This is a genomic window from Methylophaga thiooxydans DMS010 (genome assembly GCF_000156355.1).
Lineage (GTDB): Bacteria > Pseudomonadota > Gammaproteobacteria > Nitrosococcales > Methylophagaceae > Methylophaga > Methylophaga thiooxydans.
Map to the genome: position 1 here is coordinate 104,874 of NZ_GG657897.1, position 18,414 is coordinate 123,287.

An 18,414-nucleotide genomic window follows, 5' to 3' on the forward strand; every position below is an offset into this window, starting at 1 on the left:
GGTCCGCTTATCTCGGTTAGTACAGACTAATTTTTTACAGCTTGCTCACGAGCCACCGCACGATAGGCAATATCAGTTCGGAAATAGGCATCGTTCCAGCTAATTTTTGCTAACGACTGGTAAGCACTTGCCTGTGCTTCGGCAACTGTGTGTCCCAATGCTGTGACACATAAAACGCGTCCGCCAGCTGTGACTACATTGCCATCTTGTGATGCTGTGCCGGCATGGAAAACTTTATTGCCGTTGGACTCAGCATTTTCGATACCACTGATAACATCACCTTTACGGTAGCTTTCCGGATAGCCACCGGCTGCCATGACAACACCAATTGCCGCTCGTGAATCCCAGTTAGCATCCACTTCATTCAAACGTTTATCTAATGCCGCTTCACACAGTTCGACCAAGTCTGACTGCAAACGCATCAAAATAGGCTGAGTTTCCGGATCACCGAAACGACAATTATATTCCACAACCTTAGGCGCACCGGTGTCATCAATCATCACGCCGGCATATAAAAACCCTGTGTAAGGGCGACCATCTGCGGCCATGCCTTTCACTGTTGGCTCAATCACTTGTTGCATGATCCGTTGATAGACGCTGTCCGTCACAACGGGTGCTGGCGAGTAAGCGCCCATTCCGCCAGTATTTGGGCCTTTATCACCGTTATCACGCGCTTTATGATCCTGTGATGTTGCCAATGGCAAAATATTTTCACCATCGACCATCACGATAAAGCTAGCTTCTTCACCGACCATAAACTCTTCGATAACGACGCGGCTACCCGCCTCACCAAAGGCATTGCCCGACAACATATCTTCGACTGCGGCAATCGCCTGTTGCTCGGTTTCCGCAACAATAACGCCTTTGCCTGCAGCCAGACCATCGGCTTTCACCACAATCGGCGCACCCTGCTGTTTGATGTAAGCAGTGGCCGGTGCAACCTCGGTAAAGACTTGATAATCAGCAGTTGGAATTTTATGACGTGCTAAAAAGTCCTTGGTAAAACTTTTTGAAGCTTCCAGTTCGGCAGCCGCCTGACTCGGCCCAAAGCATCGTAAACCCGCAGCTTCAAAGGCATCAACCACACCCATCACTAATGGCACTTCAGGGCCGACTACCGTTAGCGCAATGTCATTATCTTTAGCAAAGCTCACCAGCCCTTCAATATCTTCCACTTGGATATTGACGTTGCTGATACCGGTTTCATTTTCTGTGCCGGGGTTACCGGGCGCAACAAAAACCGCTGTGCTTTTGGGTGATTGAGCGAGCTTCCAGGCCAGCGCATGTTCGCGCCCACCGCCACCGATAACAAGTACTTTCATAATATTTCGCCGAGTATGCTAAAAAGCCGATTATCATACCGTAGATGACCTAATTTCTAAACAACATCTGAGCTGAGCTGCGAAGTTAAAATCGTCTTTGATCAGGCAATTGCAAAGCATTGAGGTTTTATTTATCTTGGACTAAAGCAATCAGAAAAGGCTGTGTCATCACATGGAAGATCTGAAAACATCGGAAGCCTGGCGCGTATTTCGTATTCAGGGTGAACTCATTGATGGCATTGAAACCCTCAATGAATTGGGGCCTGCTGTTTCCATTTTCGGTAGTGCCCGGTTGATGGCTGACTCTCCCTACTACACAGCAGCTAAAGAAGTTGCTCGGTCACTTTCACAAGCAGGCTTTGCCGTCATAACCGGTGGTGGTCAAGGCATTATGGGCGCTGCGAATGAAGGTGCATTCAAACAAGGCTCCGTCTCCGTTGGCCTTAATATTGAGCTTCCTCACGAACAAGTCGCTAATCCCAATCAGGACTTGCACTTAAGTTTTCGCTACTTTTTTGTGCGCAAGCTGATGTTCGTTAAATACTCAACGGGTTTTATCGTGTTTCCCGGCGGTTTTGGCACGTTGAATGAGTTTTTTGAAGCCCTGACCTTAATACAAACGCAGAAAATTCGTCAGTTTCCGGTCATCCTCTATGGCTCAAAGTTCTGGCAGGGAATGATGGAATGGCTCAAGCAAGAAGTCACCAGCCTGGGCTGCATTGATGCAGGCGATATGTTTTTATTTCGTATTGTTGATCGTCCTGAAGACGTTTTACCATTAATTCAACATCATGTAGACAGCGTGTCGCAATCGACGGTTGATGATCAGCGTTCAAAGACTTGAACCAAATCAATTAAATCGAGATGAAGCAAAAGCCTTACATTGATGGCCGGGTTTAGCCAACTATTTCCACGTTATTTCCCCCTTCTTAGAACAGTTTGCCCAAGATGGCTTGTTGCAGTATAACTAGGTTTATATTGAGTTTTTGCCCGCCGGGCGTTTGCTGCTCCAAACTATCTGTATAGCATTTGATAAATACAGCCAGTCTGCCCGGGAGCGTTTTTCCAAGGTCATATAGCTAGCATGCTGGAGAAAATCAGACAGTATTTTATTTTTGGTGACTCAGCAGCAAAACTATACGGTCTGGCTATTCTCACAGGCCTGCTAGCTAGCCTGATCATTATCGCCTTTCGGCTATTTATTGATTATGGCCAAATCCTGCTTTTTCCCAGCGGCGTTGTCGAAGACTTTGAAAACCTGCCTTGGCACTGGATCGTTGGTCTTCCTATTCTGGGTGGCTTACTGATTGGTTTGTTACTTACCGGTCTCAAACCAGAACAACGTAACACCGGAGTAGTCCATGTCATCGAACGTCTCACCTCACATGAAGGCCGTTTGCCATGGCAGAATGCGGTTCGACAATTTATTGGTGCCAGTATTGCGTTGATGACCGGCCACTCTGTGGGTCGTGAAGGCCCTAGTGTCCACCTCGGCGCAGCCAGTGGTAGCCAACTCGCCAGTTTTCTCGACCTTCCTAATAACAGCGTCCGCATTTTAGTGGCTTGTGGCAGTGCTGCAGCCATTGCCGCTTCATTTAACACTCCTATCGCCGGCGTTATTTTTGCGATGGAAGTGATCATGATGGAATATCACATCGCCAGTTTTCTTCCCATCATCCTCGCGTCAGTCACCGGCACGGTGATAAGCCGAGTAACGTTTGGTGAAACAGCCGTTTTCGCCAATCTCTCAGCGGATATGCAGTCACTGTGGGAAATTCCATATATCGTTCTGATGGGTGTTGTTATTGGTGGCCTTGCCACTTTATTTATTCGCAGCCTCGACTTTTTTTCACAACTATTCAAACAACGCCCTTTCTGGCTTCGTACAACCTTTGCAGGCGTACTGGTTGGCTTAGCGGGTTTGTTTATGCCCGATGTTATGGGCATGAGCTATAACGCCATCAGCGGCATTTCGATGAATCAAATTGCACTCAGTGCACTGCTGATTTTGATGCTCTTAAAACTCTTTTTATCGACCGCCTGTGTTGGGCTTGGCATTCCGGGTGGTTTAATCGGCCCAACACTCGTCGTTGGCGCCAGTGCAGGAGCCGCACTGGGTGTCATTGGCGCCTTTTTCTTTCCAGATTTATCCTCATCAATGACCTTTTATGCTGTTATCGGCATGTGCGCGATGATGGGGGCGACCTTAAAAGCGCCTTTAGCCGCACTGATGGCAATGCTTGAACTCACCGGCAACCCCAATATTATTCTGCCCGGAATGCTCGCTATCGTATTCTCCAGTCTGGTTAACCATGACTACTTCAAACAAGACGCACTCTTTCTCAAACTCCTGCGAACCCGAGGCCTAGACTTTCGTAATGACCCCGTCACTCAAACCTTGCGCAGAATTAGTGTCGCCAATGCCATGCAACGTAACTTCATCATTATGTCGCGCCATGTCAGCACGCAGGCAGCGGTACACGCTTTAGACTCGAACCCTGACTGGGTATTAATCAAAGAAGATAGAGAGCCGGTCGCCCTGATGCCCGCCGGGGATTTAGCGCGCGCAGTCAGTACAGAAGAACAAGAAGAAATGGATTTGATGCAAATTCCGGCTAACCGCCGTAATGTCCATAAAATCTCATTACACACCAGCTTGCACGAAGCCGTCCAATCGCTGGAAAGCCACCATGTAGAGGCTTTATACGTAACCCGCATGACCGCGCCAATGATTGAAAGAACCTATGGAATTTTGACGCGAGAAACCATTGAATCACACTATCAACTGCCTTATGCCGTCACGGCGAAACATCAATAGCTGACCAATCGGAAAATCTCAGTTATAATGCCCCGCTTGTGTTGCCCAGGTGGTGAAATTGGTAGACACAAGGGACTTAAAATCCCTCGACTTTGCGGTCGTGCCGGTTCGATTCCGGCCCTGGGCACCAACAAATACGAAAGCCCCAATACATTCAGTGTGTTGGGGCTTTTTTGTTGCTGTGTCCTCACCAACAAAAGCCTGATTGAATGAAATGTATTTACATTTCATGTCCGCCAAGACTATATTCCGATTTTCCCTCCGTCTTAGGCGCCGATCGTGCTCACTCCCGAAGAAAAAATAAAATTGAGAGAAGCGGCTTATCGCATTTCAAGTTTAGAAAACTTGGAAGCTCAAAGTTGGGATGATGCCTGGGATGGAAAATATCCTGAAGAACCGGGTGAAAGCCAGCTAGAAGAACAGTATCGACTTTTAGAAAAGATGGCATTAGATATAAAAGCAGGAGGTGATGGATATGAGAACTACGACCTTAAAGAATACATCAGGATGATGTGGCTGGATGATATTTTTATAGATAATGCATAGAGATTGCCCGGAACTCTCCGCTCAATTCGGTGGTAACCCAAAAGACAGCTATTTGTCGTTGCTTTTTTTGCTAATCTACTTTCTCAACATTCCAGATATTAATCGCCCGAATTTTATTAGGCATTTCAATCGTTGGAAGCGTCTCTTTATTAATCACCTGCTCCTTATTTATCAACTTATTCAAATACAAGATATAAGCGGTAAGGTGATAAACCTCGACATCGCTTAAAGACTTGGGAGCGTAATGCGGCTATTAATTCATAAAACGGTCACCTTAAATGCGATTAAACCCGCACAGACTCAAGCGAGCTTATTTATCAGCGTTGAAGGGGATGAAATTTATTTGCAGGGGTCGAGATGAAGAATCAGGTTTGGTATTTGAGGCCGCAGCAGGACAGGTAGTGCAGATGAATCTTTATCAAAAGGCGGTATGGGTTATCAGAACTTAACCATGAAGCATTCAAAGCATCAATACAACAGCGTGTTGTGGCGTTTTTGGTGTCATCAATAAGGCCTCTCGATCCTTTTATTCAGAATCACTGAGTAATGGCTGTAAATGAGGGAAAATAGTTTCTAATACGATCGGCTGGCCCGCTTTATTAGGGTGCAGCCCATCTGCCTGCATCAGTTCTTTATTGAGTGCAACGCCTTGTAACATAAAAGGTACATAGGCTAACTGGTAGTCGGCTGCGATGTTTTTATACAGATTAAAAAACATCTCGGTATAACGTTTGCCGAAGTTTTGAGGAATTTGGTTACCAATGAGTAAAACTTGGGCATTGGATTGATGTGCTTGTTCAATCATGGTTTCCAAGTTCTGACTAGTCTGAGTCAGCGGATAACCTCGCAACGCATCATTCGCACCCAGTTCAAGAATTACCCAACGGGGTTGATGTTCTGATAAAAGCTTGTCAAAGCGGGCAAGACCACCTTGTGTGGTTTCGCCGCTAACACTGGCATTAACGACTTTTATCGCGGGGTGCGTCTCAGAAAGTTGGTTTTGCAGTAAACTTACCCAGCCTACTTCTGGTCGCATGTTGTGGGCAGCACTGAGACTGTCCCCCATGACCAGCAAGGTCGAGGCAGATGCCAGCTTGCTCAATAGCAGTGTGGCAAGCAATACAAACCAGACGTGTCGTTTAAAAAACATAATAACCTTATTCAAAAGTGAACCCAGATGGCAGTTAAGACAGCAATAAAAGTAAAAAATTTGACTCATACCGTCACTGCCAACACCGGCGACTTAACGATTCTGAAAAAAATCAATATGGAAATCAAGGAAGGCGAGTCGGTCGCCATCATCGGCGCTTCCGGCTCTGGCAAGTCTACATTACTCGGTTTGTTGGCCGGTCTTGATATTAACACCGCTGGCGACATTTACCTTTACGACCATGCCTTTTCCGAGATGGATGAAGAGCAACGGGCCATACTCCGCGGCCAATATGTCGGCTTTATTTTCCAATCTTTCCATCTGCTACCCAGCCTGCAAGCGGTCGAGAACGTGATGCTGCCAGCCGAGTTAAAAGGGGATAAAGATGCCCGCCAGAAAGCCGAAGCCTTATTGAGCAAAGTGGGTCTGTCTGAGCGATTAACGCATTACCCCAACCAGTTATCCGGTGGTGAGCAGCAGCGCGTTGCGATTGCCCGGGCGTTTGCCTCCAGTCCTAAAATCCTGTTTGCTGACGAGCCGACCGGTAACCTTGACGAAGGCAACGGTAAAATCATTATCGACCAGTTATTTGATCTCAACCACACTCACGGAACAACGCTGGTGATGGTCACGCATGACAATGAACTAGCCCAAAAATGTGACCGTCAACTTGTTATGTCTGCCGGTCAACTGGTGGAAAACTAATCATGCGCTTTGCATTACGATTACTGCTCAGAGACCTGCGTAGTGGCGACATTCTCACGCTGATCATTGCCTTGATTATTTCAGTGAGTACCGTCACAGCCATCAGTTTATTTATCGACCGGCTACAACTTTCTTTCGAAAAGGAATCAGCCAGTCTGATGGCGGCTGATCGCATGATCCGTAGCGATGATGAGATTCCGCAGCACTGGCAGCAAAAAGCGCGAGAGCTCTCCCTGCAGCACGCTGAAAACATCGCTTTCAGAACCATGGTTTTTGCCGGTGAGGCGTTACAGCTAGGTCAATTAAGCGCCGTCACTGACAGTTATCCCTTACGCGGCTCATTTCTTGTCGATACCACGCTGTTTGGTGCGGGAAAAACCACCGTTAGTCCGCCACAACAAGGTCAGATATGGGTATCATCACGACTGGCCAGCTTACTGAATATCAGTATCGGTGAGCAGGTAGATGTCGGAGAGACTAAGCTGACCGTTTCTGGCTTTCTGGTTAGAGACCCGGGTTCCACTAGCTCAGCTTTTGCGGTATCCCCCCGGGCGGTAATGAATCTGGCTGACTTGGCGGCAACCGGCGTCATTATTCCTGGTAGTCGTGTTCGCTACAGTCTGCTATTAGCTGGCAGCAATGAGGCCTTAGATGCTTATCAAAACTGGGTTACCCCACAGCTCAATGACGGCCAGCGTTGGCGAACACCTGTACAAAAAGGTGAGCGCATTGGCGATACCATCCACAAAGCACAATCGTTTCTATTACTAGCCGGCACACTGGCCGTTATTCTGTCCGGTATTGCTATCGCGCTGGCTTCTTCTCGTTTTGTAAAACGCCACTTAATGCAGGTCGCCGTATTAAAAACCTTAGGGGCAACTCCGGGCGGTTTAGTTAAACTCTTTTCCATTCAGTTCTTGGTGTTATTTGTGTTTGGCATCGTTTTCGGTCTGGCTATGGGCTGGCTGATTCAGGGACTGATTTCATCGTTATTGTCTGACTTGATGTCGACAGCATTGCCCGAACCTTCTATCAACCGCTTATGGCTCGGTGTGGCCACGGGCTTTGTGTCGATGCTGGCGTTTTGTCTGCCGATGATGCAGCGCCTTATCAAAATCTCACCGATGTCGGTCTTACAACCCGCGCTCAAGCTGGAACAGAACACTCTGTTGATCTACAGCTTGGGCTTTATCGGCATGTATGCGCTGATGTGCCTCTATACAGAAGGTTTCTTGCTGCCCAGCATTATGACTCTGGCCATTGTCGGGATTGGTTTGACTGTTTCTTTAGTGGGCTTTGGTGTATTCAGGCTTGGACGCTCATTAACATCCGGTGCTACCAGTGGTTGGCAAATTGGGCTCGCTTCCCTGTACCGGCGGCTAGTGCCTAACCTGTTTCAACTACTGGTCTTTACACTCATTATCATGCTGGGTTTGATTCTGGTGGGGGTGAAAACCAGTCTGATATCCGATTGGCAGCAGCAATTACCTGCAAATGCACCCAATCATTATTTATTTAATGTTCAAACGCATCAGATTGAAGCCATTAATCAACTCAGCAATGAACTGAAAGTGCCTAGATCAGACTGGTACCCGATGATACGGGGACGTGTGGTTGCCGTGAATGATACCCCGATCCAAACGCTTTATCCTGAAGGTCAAGGAGAGCCGGAGCTGTATGAGCGCGAACTGAATCTGACCTGGTCGGATAGCCTCAGCAGAGGCAATAAACTGGTATCGGGGGACTTTACTGCTAACGGCCTGTCAATTGAACAAACGGTAGCGGAGGAAGCTGGGCTCAATTTGGGTGATGAATTAGCAATCAATATCGGCGGCAACCCGGTGACCTTACCCATCACCTCAATTCGTTTAGTCGATTGGGGTTCAATGCAGCCCAATTTTTACTTGATTTTGCCCAAAGCCACACTACAAGACTACACGGCCAATTTTGTCAGTAGTGTGTTTGTCAGTGATGCTGATGCTCAGGCTTTTTATCAAAAAATGGCGCAGTTCCCTACCGTATCGATGCTCAATGTGGGTGAACTCTTAAAACAAATACAAACGGTCATCAGCCAATTATCGCAAGCCATTCAGCTTGTGCTGATCTGCATTCTGAGCGCCGGTGCTCTGGTATTACTGGCTAGTGTTCGCGCAACACTGGAAGAACGGCTGGAAGAAGGTGCGTTACTAAGGGTGTTAGGTGCAAGAAAGGCTTTGGTACAGCAATCGCTGTTTGTTGAGTTTGGCGCTTTAGGTCTATTTTCCGGATTGATTGCCGCTGCAGGCGCAGAAGCTTGTCTGTATGGATTGCAGGTGTTTGTATTTAATGCTCAAGCCAGCTGGCACCCACTGCTGTGGGGACTAGGACCGTTGATTGGGATCGTTATTATTTGTGCGATTGGCATCAGTGCCAGCAGAACAGTATTGAAAGTACCGCCAATGCATTTATTGCGTGAATTTTAGAGGCAAGCAACTGACGATAACCCAAAACCTCCTGTACACAATCAACCATGGCGGGCGAGTCCCGTCAATTTTCGGAGATGTCAGCTCATTCAGAGTGAAATTCCACATATGTAATTTCACTCTCCAGAACGCTACTTACAGCGTATAAGCGTCCTCAAATTAAGAACTGTTATACTTCTGATGACTATGCATTTTTCAACATCAGAAAAAGCGATTCTAGGCTTCACTGCTTTGTATACAGCGGCTTTCGCTGTGTTTTTTATTCGTCATTTTAATATTGAATTTATCGCCTACGCTGGCGTCATTATCTTTATTTTCACCTTGCTCTACACAACACTCGATAAGACCAAAATCCCCGCTTCACTTTTAGCTGCAATCTCTCTATGGGGGCTCCTTCACATGATGGGAGGGAGCATACAAACAGCAGACGGGGTGCTATACGCGTGGAAAATTTACCCATTTTTTGATGGTGGCGGCGAGTTGTACATTCTTAAATTTGATCAAGCCGTACACGGCTATCTTTATGCCGTTGTGGCATTGCTGTTTCTTCACTTACTTCGCAACTATTTTGGAAACAACCATAGCCAGATTCTTGTCGGATTTATCGCTGTTATGGCATCTCTTGGGGTAAGCGCTATCAATGAAATCCTTGAGTTTGTTGCGGTACTGACGGTGCCAGATAATGGTGTTGGTGGCTATTTTAATACGGCGCTTGATATTGTTTTTAACTTTGTTGGTGCACTCATCGCAGTATTGGGTTTTTATCTGTTTCATAAAAGATAGCAACCATGGGGCCGGTGCGAAAACGGTAGGAACAATAGCTGGGCAACGTTAAAAACAGCAATACGGAATGTTAATTAGGGCTTTTTTTGTTTCTATACTGTTTGTAAGATAGCAATCTTTCGAACGTAACGCTTATCGTTCCTGTCTACATCAGTAATCGCTGGCACCTTTGGCACCGAACAGGTCATCATAGATGTCAGACTAAGTTAGGAGGTAGCGATATGACTAATAAGGATACATCTCAAGGATGAGATCGGATTACATCATCTCTGCTTTACTGTTCAGTTGCTTACTGAACGGATTTGGCTCGGCTCAAGCCCAGGATGCTATCAGCGCCAACATCGATTGCAGCGACATCAATATCGACTATGTCGATAACCCCGAGCTAACCCGCGCTGAAAAAATCGCTTTGATGGAAAAAGCGTTTTACGACTCCTTAAATAAATTCGAACTTTGTAAACTGTCTTCCCCCACGACCAGTTCATCGAATAATGGTGGTCAAGCAGGCACTGAAGGCGGAAACAGTACCGAATCTGTTGCCAGCGAAGAACTTCAAGGAACAGAGTCGGCCATGGATCCTACTGAGACTTCGTCAATGGCAGATGCGCAAACTGATGAAGACACATCAGGCACCACTAATGCACCGACTAATGGAACAACACCAGAAGACATTCCGCCAGCCGCTAATGATGATGCGATAGCGGCACAAATACGGCTTGCAGCCGAAGCGGAGACAGACCCGGAGATTCGTAAAAAACTCTGGGATGAATACAGAAATTATAAGGGGATGAACGTTGAACAGTGACCGTTTTAGACGACCGTCTAAATTTCTTATCTACATGCTGGTGTTGATGCATGTCTTAACAGGCTGCGCCAACACCCTGACAAAATCTGATGGTGACGTGCAGACAGGGCCACAGCTATCTTCGTCGTTTGATGAAAAAACAACCGAGGTCAGTTACCAGGGACCAAAACTGGATGTCATTATTCCTGCGTTTTCTCATGGTCTGTCTGAAGATGCCGAGAATTATGAAGAAGAAGGTGTCTGGCCTGAGCTTCGTCGGGCAGAAGCAAACCGCTTTGCCTATAAACTCAAAAAAGCGTTGGATGACACGGGTAAATTTGGGGCCGTCAGAGTGACCCCCAACAACACCGCATCAGGCGATCTTTATGTCTTGGGTGAAATCATTGAGTCCAACGGTGAAGACGTTGAGTTTGATCTCACCTTGGTTGATGCCAGTGGTAAAGAATGGCTTGATGAAACCATCCAACATGAAGTCGGTGAAGGCTTTTATAAAAACCCCAGAAACGAAGGCAAAGACGCCTACGATCCGGCTTTTGAGCAAGCTGCAGTCGAAATCGTCGAAGCGCTTTTAGATGAAGATATTGCCGATCTGGCTGAGTTACAAAATATTGCCGAATTACGTTTTGGTGCCAGTTTTAATGATGATGCCTTCACTGAACATTTAGACACCAGCACAACACCAATACAGTTGTTAAGTATGCCGAGTGATGCCGATCCGCTTTACCAACGCATTCAATCAGTTCGGGTCAGAGAACAGCTTTTTATTGATAATTTGCAATCCAACTACAGCCAGTTTTCGAACCAGATGCAAGACAGTTACTTGCTTTGGCAAGAGGCCAGTTTCACTGAAACACAGCTTCAAAAAGAAGCCAGAAATAAAGGCTTATTGAAAATAGCAGGTGGTGTTTTGTTAATTGCTGCAGCGGTGGCAGCCGCAGCATCTGGTAGCTCATATGACAACAACATCGGCAATGAAGTCGCTGCTATCGCCGCCGGTGTCGGTGGTGCCGCACTGATCAGCAGTGGTATCACCTCCCGCGAAGAAGCCAAATTCCATCAGGATGCGATTAATGAACTGGGCGAGTCAGCTAACCTGGAGATGTCGCCACAAGTGATACAGTTTGAAGAAGAAACTGTCGAGCTCACGGGTGATATGAATGAACAATTCCAGCAATGGCGTACATTTATGGCCCGAATGTATGCACTTGAAGCCACACCTGATAGACAACTGTAAGCTGCAAAAATGATTACTGAGGAAATCGCACGGGCAAAACAGGCTAAGCAAAAACGCTTATTCACAGGGCTCATCATTGTCATCGTTTTAGGGTTACTGGCCACAGCGCTTCTCTATGTCGTTACTAATATGAGCCTGGTCAGTCCAGATGACGATTCGCAGCCAACAGACGACAACACGCCAGCAATGTCTTCAGAAACAGGACAAAAGCAAGGCAATGAGGCTGAACTCAGACAAGCCTACCTGGAAGCCTTTGCGTACTTTGAGAACACGCTGAAACCACAGCTTGCAACTATCGATATCGTCAACTGGGACAATGCCCTATCCGACACGCTTAAACGACAGGAAAAAGAAGCCCTCAGTGCCTTTTCTGCGGGTCAGTATGCGAATGCGAAAGCGGCGATGGATGACCTCATTGCGACTGCAGAGAAAGCCATTACAGACAGCAAGTCGGCATTTGAAGAAGCAATGCAACAAGCACAATCAGCTTATCAAAATGATGACTATGATCGTGCTCGACTAGCTATTGATAACGCACAAATGCTTGATAACAGCTCACAACAAGCACAAGCCCTGGCATCGCAAATTGAACGCATTCCACAAATAACCGATCTTAAGGAAGCGATTCGTGTAGCAAAAGTTGAAAATAACGCCAGCAAAGAACTCAGCCTGATTAACCAGTTACTCGATATCGCTCCCGACCGTACTGCTATGCAGGAGCGAGCCGATACCTTGCGTAGCCAACTGGCAGAAACTCAGTTCAGCCGTTTGATTAATCAATCCTATCGCGCCATTGAAAACCGCCAAGCGACTGAGGCTAAAAAAGCGCTCAGTGCTGCCGAAAAAATGTATCCAAGCCGTTCTGCGGTCACTGATATAAAAAAGCAAATAGCGGCACTTGACTCACAACTTCGTTTTGAAACCCATCGTGAAAACGCATTAGCGGCGGAAAAGTCCGATGACTGGAACACGGCAAAACAACAACTCGAACTCGCCCTTAAAGAAAAACCTGCTGACAAAATGATCAGCGACAAATTTGCCGATGCCGAGCGCATTGTCAGCCTGTCACAAACACTGAAACATTTACTGGCAACCCCATACCGCTTAGCTAACCCGCAAAATAAAACCGCGGCTGATATCGCTTTAATACAATCTCAATCCTATACACAGAAAAGTCCGACACTCGCTAAAATGAGAGCTCAACTTGAATCAACCTTGCGTGCCGTCAATACACCGGTTGAAGTGACCGTGTTATCAGATGGCAACACCTTTGTTTCCGTTCGAGGTGTTGGCAATGTCGGTACCACCACATCAAAAGTCATTGAACTCAAACCAGGTCCTTATACCTTTGAAGGCAAGCGACAAGGCTATAAATCCAAACTCGTTGAGGTCATGATCCCGCTCGACTCAAACTTTTATCAACTCCGCGTGGTGGCTGATGAACGACTTTAATCAAGCTATTGAAGCAGCGCGTCGTAAGCAACGGCTTATGACGCTGTCTTTGCTCGCGGGGTTTGTTGTCATTGTGCTGTTGATAATGACGGTGGTGTTTGCCTCGCGAGGCACGCGTATTGAAGTATTACCTTCGGAGATCACCTCACAAGCACAGGTTAACACTGAGCGCGGCCTTGCCTTTGTTATTTATGGGCATCTTTACAGTCTGTCATCAGTTGCAGAAATTAAAGCCCAAGCCCCCGGCTTTATGCCAACAAAACAACAGCTCAGCCATGATGACTTTGGTAAAGTCACAACGATCACGCTGCAGCCACTGCCGGGCGAATTTGTCCTCACCACCTCGGCAAACACTGATGAAACCAGCTGGCTTATCAATGATGACATTGCCGCTGTCGCCAGTACCTTTCAAAAAAAGCTGGAAGCGGGTGAGTATGCGATTACTGTGAGCCACCCTTATTATGAAACAGAGTCACGCACCTATTCGGTGGATCGCGGCGAGCGAATTGAAGAACAGATTGAACTTACCCCTATTGAGCGAACAGTCAGCATCAACAGCACACCAAAAGGCGCGACCGTCAGCATTGATGATACTGAGATGGGCGAAACGCCATTCCAGTTATCGCTTGCTGGCGGTAGACATGCCGTTGAAATTACCAAACCCGGTTTTGACCCGACGCTTGACGAAGTAGAAATTAAAAATACGGCCAACGATATCTCTAGACATTACCAACTGTCGCCCAAAAGCGCGGGCGTTAGTGTCTCCGTATCCCCTGCTGGCGGCACACTGATGCGAAATGGCAGTCCCGTTGCTATCACAGCTAAAGTCAATATCAACGCTGGTCAGAAAACCACGCTGACTTACACCAAACCCGGCTTTTTCCCACAATCGCACACCTTAACGTTAGCCGCCGATGAACAACGTGATATTAAGTTTTCTCTGCAAAAAGAGATGGGCGAGGTTGAAATCAATGCAACACCTCAGGCAACGGTAACCATCAATGGTAAAACAGCGGGGCAAACACCACTCAAGCTATCTCTCCATGCTGTCACACATGAAATTGAAGTGAGCTTGTCCGGGTATCGCAGCGTCACAAAAACCCTCACACCATCAGCTAAATCGCCTGCAAAACTATCAATAACACTTCTCCCGGAGAAAAAAGCACGTCTGTTAGAAGCGCCGAGAACCTATCAAACTAAAGCTGGCGGTGAGATGGTGCTGTTCACGCCCAATGATAAAGTGCTTATGGGTGCCTCGCGTGGTGAACCAGGGCAACGCGCCAATGAGTTTGTTAAAACGGCCACTATCACCAAGCCCTTTTATGCTGGCCGCCATGAAGTCACCAATGCGGCCTACTCGCAGTTTAAGCCCGATCATAAAGGCGCGGGTAATGTGCCGGTAACCTCGGTGTCTTGGTTAGATGCGGTTCAGTATGCAAACTGGTTGAGTCGTGCTGAAAACTTAACGCCCGTTTATGGGGTAACAGGCGGCAAGCTTCACTCAGTAAATAATGATGCTGATGGCTATCGTCTACTGAGCGAAGCAGAATGGGAATGGCTGGCTCGCAAGGCGGGACGTCCCACACAGACTCAATTTGTTTGGGGAAGCAATAAAACCCTGCCGTCTAAAGCAGCCAATATTGCCGATGAATCAAGTAAAGGAAGCGTCACCACATTTGTTCCCCGTTATGATGATGGTAAACCAGGTATCGCACCCGTCATGAGTATGCAACGTGAGTTATCAGGTTTGTTTGATATGGGCGGTAACGTCAGTGAATGGACACATGACAGTTACAACCTTAACGTGCCTCAAAAAGGCGCCGTTTTTGCTCATATGCTGGATACGAAAACAACAGGAATGCGCGTGGTTAAAGGCGCAAACTGGCGCTCTGGTACGCTAACGGAACTACGAGCTTCTTTTCGCGAAGGTTTAGTGGAAACCAGAGATGATCTAGGCTTTCGATTAGGCCGTTTTCTCTACGGAGGTAACGAATAATGCGCACCAAAAAATTTGTCTTATCAACGCTTGTTATCGTCGTTTTACTGCTCGCTTCAACGATGCTCCATAACGTCTACGCAGGTAAACCTTTTATCAGTCTTAACGCCCCTGTTTCCTTTCCTGTGGATATTTAAATCATGCAAGACACACTCAAAAACTTTGCGGCATTAGTCGTATCTTTAATCGTCGTGCATATGATTTATATTGGTTATATCCGGCCAGAAGCCGCACAGCTTATGGAGTATGCCTTAGCCCAAGGCCAGTCATCACCACGGGATATTGTCGTTATTATCAAAGACTATGAGCAGGAAATTTGTTTCATCTTAATGTTCTGGGGCTGTTTTTTAATAGCTGGCGCTTACCGTGAGATCCTAAAAACCAAATACCTTTACAGTGTTGATCTGATCAAAGATGTCCGTATTGACACTGATAACCCTGAAACTAATGGCGCCCGCCATGATTTAGATGTGAACGGGATCATCGACCGGCTGGATAAAGAGATCCCCCAGGATTGCATGAAATCGCCGCTGGTTCACACTTTACGCTCATCATTATGGCGCTACAGCTCAACCGATAACGTGCAAAATCTATCTGATGCCATTGAGAGCAATTTAGAGGCCTTAGCCGTGAAGCAAGACTCTGAAAACACAATGATTCGCTATCTGATCTGGGCAATACCTTCGATTGGTTTTATTGGCACTGTACGCGGTATCGGGCAAGCATTATCTCAAGCCGACGAAGCATTAGCCGGAGATATCTCGGGCATGACCGACAGTCTGGGCGTTGCATTTAACTCAACGCTGGTCGCCCTGCTTATCAGTATCTTTTTAATGTTTTTATTCCACCAACTGCAACGCTTGCAGGACAGTCAGATAGTCGATACCCAGGACTACTGCGATAAATACCTTTTACGGCGAATCAGGTAATCAAGTTTGGCACATAAAAGTCGACGCGCAGAAGGCTCCAACCTTGCCTTTCTGGACATTATGTCCTGTGGGCTGGGCGCCGTTATTTTAGTGTTTATGCTGGTCAAACAAAATATTGCCGACGCACCTGCCGAAATAGATAACCTGAAACAAGATATCAGCACACTGGAGCAGGCAAGAGATGAGGCTCAGCAAAACCTCGCGGAGCTACGCGCCCGACTCAAAAAAGAAAATGTGGATCTGGCGGCGATGGGCCGCGACTTCAAGCAACAGCGTGATGATCTCGAAGGTAAAAAAACCGCCCTACAGCAAGCCACTTCTGAGCTTGATGCGTTGAAAGAGACTATTACTCAAATCCCCGCTCCAACGAAAGAGGATTTGGTTGAAAGCCAACAAATCAATGAAGAAAACTACCTGTTAGGGCTTAAGGTCGAGGGAGACAAAATCGCCATTTTGGTCGATGTCAGCGCATCGATGACCCATGAAAAACTGATCGACATTATCAAAACCAAAAGTGGGTCTCAGCAAGGCAAGCTCGCTGCTGAAAAATGGTTACGCACCAGACGGGTCGTCGAATGGCTGTTAGCCAGATTGCCAAAAACCAGTCAGGTGGTCGTTATTGCCTATAGTGAAGACGCCCGTCAGCTAGGTGGAAAAGGTTGGATGACAGCCAAGGCATCCAACACAGTGTCATCTATTATCAATGAATTAAAAACTATCGTGCCTGAAGGCGCGACGAACTTGCAGAAGGGACTCAACGTTGCCAAATCGTTTGCGCCCAGCAATTATTATGTCATCACCGATGGGCTTCCCACTAAAGGTGAGTCTCGCTATAAAAGCCTGAATCCGTTTTCGAGTTGTGGTTCATTAACTGGCACAGCAAAAACCATTTCGGGCGAATGTCGTAAGCGCTTATTTAAGCAGACCGTGAGTGAAAGCGGCCCCAAAAGCGCGCAAGTCGATATCGTACTACTGCCTTTAGAAGGCGACCCTGAAGCTGCCTATGAATACTGGTTATGGGCATCCAGCACACAAGGCTTAGTCATCAGTCCCGCGAGTAACTGGCCATGAAACGGCGGCATAAAAGTTTAGATATTTTCAGCCTGTCTTTTCTTGATGTTATCTCCTGCGGCTTTGGTGCCGTTGTGATGTTAATTTTAATTGCTAAAACAGATGTTGAATCTTCTGTTGCTGGTGCTGATGAGGTGAGTTCGCTGTTAGCATCGTTGATCAGCCTGCAAAACTCAGTGACAGAGATTCAGCAAGAGATGGACGCCGACTTAAATACCTTGCAACAACTCTCTGGCCAAAAGCAATCAGTGGCACAAGCCTCACAAGCTCTGGAAAACCAGCGCCAGTCACTCGAGCAAAAAAATGCTTCTATTGCTGAACGTATCTCAGGGTTAAGCCTTGTCGAGGAAAGACTGAAACAAGCGTCATTGAGCACACCACAAAGGCCCAACAATGAACGTGATATTGAAGTGGGCGGCATACCTGTCGACAGTGATTATGTTGTTTTCATTGTCGATACCTCGGGCAGTATGAAAAGTATCTGGGGAAGCGTGTCAAAAGAAGTGATCAATGTGCTCAATATTCATCCGGAAGTAAAAGGCTTTCAGATCCTGAATGATATGGGTAAGCCCCTTATTTCAGGCTACGATGGAAAATGGATCCCGGATACAGCAAGCAGACGACAAAGTGTGATTGCGCTATTCAAAAAATGGAATGCCTTATCTAACTCAAGTCCGGTTGAAGGCTTAACTGTGGCACTGCGAAAATACGCCAAACCAAATATTACGACCTCCATCTACGTATTTGGTGATGAATACTCCGGTGGCGGGTATGATGCTGTGATTAATACCGTGGCAAAAGAAAACCGCACCCTCAGCTCTGGTCGTAAGCTTGCCAAAATCCACGCCGTTGGCTTTATTTCGGCGGGCACCACGGACAGATTTAGCGTTTTAATGCGAGAAATGACCCAACAAAATGACGGTACCTTTATCGCTCTGCCAAGATAGTCTTGGCCAGAAAATCATTAAAATCCGTTGTTTTATGCTTATTTAAGACTCTCATGTCGCTAAATGCATCGAAAATAACAAAGAAAGAAATTTCATTCGCCTTATTTTTATCACTATCCTTGTGCTAGCACAGGCAAATATATGTACTTCTTTGCCTATTCAAGGTAGCGTTTAAAACCTGTTCAACTTCACTA

16 protein-coding genes and 1 tRNA gene are annotated in these 18,414 nt (G+C 46.8%); 15 read left to right on the top strand and 2 right to left on the bottom strand.

Annotated elements, in window-relative coordinates:
• Nucleotides 1-26: 26 nt before the first annotated feature.
• The gene (purD, locus tag MDMS009_RS07410; protein ID WP_008291097.1) at nucleotides 27-1,322 is read right to left on the bottom strand and encodes a phosphoribosylamine--glycine ligase; all 1,296 of its coding nucleotides are present in this window, start codon (nucleotides 1,320-1,322) and stop codon (nucleotides 27-29) included.
• 172 nt (nucleotides 1,323-1,494) lie between these two features.
• Here purD and MDMS009_RS07415 point away from each other — a divergent pair, with 172 nt between their 5' ends.
• The 4 genes from MDMS009_RS07415 (at nucleotide 1,495) to MDMS009_RS07430 (ending at nucleotide 4,686) form a co-directional block, all read left to right on the top strand.
• On the top strand, nucleotides 1,495-2,166 hold the full coding sequence (locus tag MDMS009_RS07415; RefSeq protein WP_008291096.1) for an LOG family protein: 672 nt from the start codon (nucleotides 1,495-1,497) through the stop codon (nucleotides 2,164-2,166).
• 240 nt (nucleotides 2,167-2,406) lie between these two features.
• Nucleotides 2,407-4,140, top strand: a complete 1,734-nt coding sequence (locus MDMS009_RS07420) for a chloride channel protein (RefSeq protein ID WP_008291028.1) — start codon at nucleotides 2,407-2,409, stop codon at nucleotides 4,138-4,140.
• Nucleotides 4,141-4,183: 43 nt separating this feature from the next.
• A tRNA-Leu gene (locus MDMS009_RS07425) sits at nucleotides 4,184-4,270 on the top strand.
• Nucleotides 4,271-4,419: 149 nt separating this feature from the next.
• Nucleotides 4,420-4,686 (top strand): hypothetical protein, encoded by a 267-nt coding sequence (locus tag MDMS009_RS07430; protein ID WP_008290938.1) that lies wholly within the window; start codon nucleotides 4,420-4,422, stop codon nucleotides 4,684-4,686.
• Between the two features lie 526 nt (nucleotides 4,687-5,212).
• Here MDMS009_RS07430 and MDMS009_RS07440 read toward each other — a convergent pair.
• Nucleotides 5,213-5,836 (bottom strand): arylesterase, encoded by a 624-nt coding sequence (locus MDMS009_RS07440; RefSeq protein WP_008291039.1) that lies wholly within the window; start codon nucleotides 5,834-5,836, stop codon nucleotides 5,213-5,215.
• Nucleotides 5,837-5,863: 27 nt separating this feature from the next.
• On the opposite strand from MDMS009_RS07440, the gene MDMS009_RS07445 reads away from it, so the two are divergent.
• The 11 genes from MDMS009_RS07445 (at nucleotide 5,864) to MDMS009_RS07490 (ending at nucleotide 18,220) form a co-directional block, all read left to right on the top strand.
• A complete protein-coding gene (locus tag MDMS009_RS07445; RefSeq protein WP_008291094.1) occupies nucleotides 5,864-6,541 on the top strand; it encodes an ABC transporter ATP-binding protein in 678 nt (225 codons plus the stop codon).
• Nucleotides 6,542-6,543: 2 nt separating this feature from the next.
• Nucleotides 6,544-9,003 carry an ABC transporter permease gene (locus MDMS009_RS07450; RefSeq protein WP_008291055.1) on the top strand — a complete coding sequence of 820 codons (2,460 nt, stop codon included), beginning with the start codon at nucleotides 6,544-6,546 and terminating at the stop codon, nucleotides 9,001-9,003.
• A 186-nt stretch (nucleotides 9,004-9,189) separates the two neighbouring features.
• Entirely contained in the window at nucleotides 9,190-9,786 is a 597-nt protein-coding gene (locus MDMS009_RS07455) for a DUF2238 domain-containing protein (protein WP_043888046.1), read from the top strand.
• A 247-nt stretch (nucleotides 9,787-10,033) separates the two neighbouring features.
• Nucleotides 10,034-10,591 (top strand): hypothetical protein, encoded by a 558-nt coding sequence (locus MDMS009_RS07460; RefSeq protein WP_008290875.1) that lies wholly within the window; start codon nucleotides 10,034-10,036, stop codon nucleotides 10,589-10,591.
• Between the two features lie 46 nt (nucleotides 10,592-10,637).
• On the top strand, nucleotides 10,638-11,825 hold the full coding sequence (locus MDMS009_RS07465) for a hypothetical protein (protein ID WP_237700491.1): 1,188 nt from the start codon (nucleotides 10,638-10,640) through the stop codon (nucleotides 11,823-11,825).
• Between the two features lie 9 nt (nucleotides 11,826-11,834).
• On the top strand, nucleotides 11,835-13,277 hold the full coding sequence (locus tag MDMS009_RS07470; protein WP_008291140.1) for a hypothetical protein: 1,443 nt from the start codon (nucleotides 11,835-11,837) through the stop codon (nucleotides 13,275-13,277).
• Nucleotides 13,264-15,273, top strand: coding sequence for a PEGA domain-containing protein (locus tag MDMS009_RS07475; protein WP_008291099.1), 2,010 nt, complete (start codon nucleotides 13,264-13,266; stop codon nucleotides 15,271-15,273). Before MDMS009_RS07470 ends, MDMS009_RS07475 begins: the two co-directional genes overlap by 14 nt.
• Nucleotides 15,273-15,410 carry a hypothetical protein gene (locus tag MDMS009_RS16395; protein WP_008290921.1) on the top strand — a complete coding sequence of 46 codons (138 nt, stop codon included), beginning with the start codon at nucleotides 15,273-15,275 and terminating at the stop codon, nucleotides 15,408-15,410. The genes MDMS009_RS07475 and MDMS009_RS16395 overlap by 1 nt, the downstream gene beginning before the upstream one ends.
• A 3-nt stretch (nucleotides 15,411-15,413) precedes the next feature.
• Entirely contained in the window at nucleotides 15,414-16,202 is a 789-nt protein-coding gene (locus tag MDMS009_RS07480; protein WP_008290867.1) for a MotA/TolQ/ExbB proton channel family protein, read from the top strand.
• 6 nt (nucleotides 16,203-16,208) lie between these two features.
• On the top strand, nucleotides 16,209-17,273 hold the full coding sequence (locus MDMS009_RS07485; protein ID WP_008291079.1) for a VWA domain-containing protein: 1,065 nt from the start codon (nucleotides 16,209-16,211) through the stop codon (nucleotides 17,271-17,273).
• A gap of 77 nt (nucleotides 17,274-17,350) precedes the next feature.
• Nucleotides 17,351-18,220: a hypothetical protein gene (locus MDMS009_RS07490; protein WP_237700492.1), complete on the top strand. Its 870-nt coding sequence runs from the start codon at nucleotides 17,351-17,353 to the stop codon at nucleotides 18,218-18,220.
• Nucleotides 18,221-18,414 lie beyond the last annotated feature (194 nt).

What these genes read in the sequence shown, in the direction of transcription:
- purD (WP_008291097.1), bottom strand. Translation starts at nt 1,322, where the DNA reads ATGAAAGTACTTGTTATCGGTGGCGGTGGGCGCGAACATGCGCTGGCC.
- MDMS009_RS07415 (WP_008291096.1), top strand. Translation starts at nt 1,495, where the DNA reads ATGGAAGATCTGAAAACATCGGAAGCCTGGCGCGTATTTCGTATTCAG.
- MDMS009_RS07420 (WP_008291028.1), top strand. Translation starts at nt 2,407, where the DNA reads ATGCTGGAGAAAATCAGACAGTATTTTATTTTTGGTGACTCAGCAGCA.
- MDMS009_RS07440 (WP_008291039.1), bottom strand. Translation starts at nt 5,836, where the DNA reads ATGTTTTTTAAACGACACGTCTGGTTTGTATTGCTTGCCACACTGCTA.
- MDMS009_RS07445 (WP_008291094.1), top strand. Translation starts at nt 5,864, where the DNA reads ATGGCAGTTAAGACAGCAATAAAAGTAAAAAATTTGACTCATACCGTC.
- MDMS009_RS07450 (WP_008291055.1), top strand. Translation starts at nt 6,544, where the DNA reads ATGCGCTTTGCATTACGATTACTGCTCAGAGACCTGCGTAGTGGCGAC.
- MDMS009_RS07455 (WP_043888046.1), top strand. Translation starts at nt 9,190, where the DNA reads ATGCATTTTTCAACATCAGAAAAAGCGATTCTAGGCTTCACTGCTTTG.
- MDMS009_RS07460 (WP_008290875.1), top strand. Translation starts at nt 10,034, where the DNA reads ATGAGATCGGATTACATCATCTCTGCTTTACTGTTCAGTTGCTTACTG.
- MDMS009_RS07465 (WP_237700491.1), top strand. Translation starts at nt 10,638, where the DNA reads ATGCATGTCTTAACAGGCTGCGCCAACACCCTGACAAAATCTGATGGT.
- MDMS009_RS07470 (WP_008291140.1), top strand. Translation starts at nt 11,835, where the DNA reads ATGATTACTGAGGAAATCGCACGGGCAAAACAGGCTAAGCAAAAACGC.
- MDMS009_RS07475 (WP_008291099.1), top strand. Translation starts at nt 13,264, where the DNA reads ATGAACGACTTTAATCAAGCTATTGAAGCAGCGCGTCGTAAGCAACGG.
- MDMS009_RS16395 (WP_008290921.1), top strand. Translation starts at nt 15,273, where the DNA reads ATGCGCACCAAAAAATTTGTCTTATCAACGCTTGTTATCGTCGTTTTA.
- MDMS009_RS07480 (WP_008290867.1), top strand. Translation starts at nt 15,414, where the DNA reads ATGCAAGACACACTCAAAAACTTTGCGGCATTAGTCGTATCTTTAATC.
- MDMS009_RS07490 (WP_237700492.1), top strand. Translation starts at nt 17,351, where the DNA reads ATGTTAATTTTAATTGCTAAAACAGATGTTGAATCTTCTGTTGCTGGT.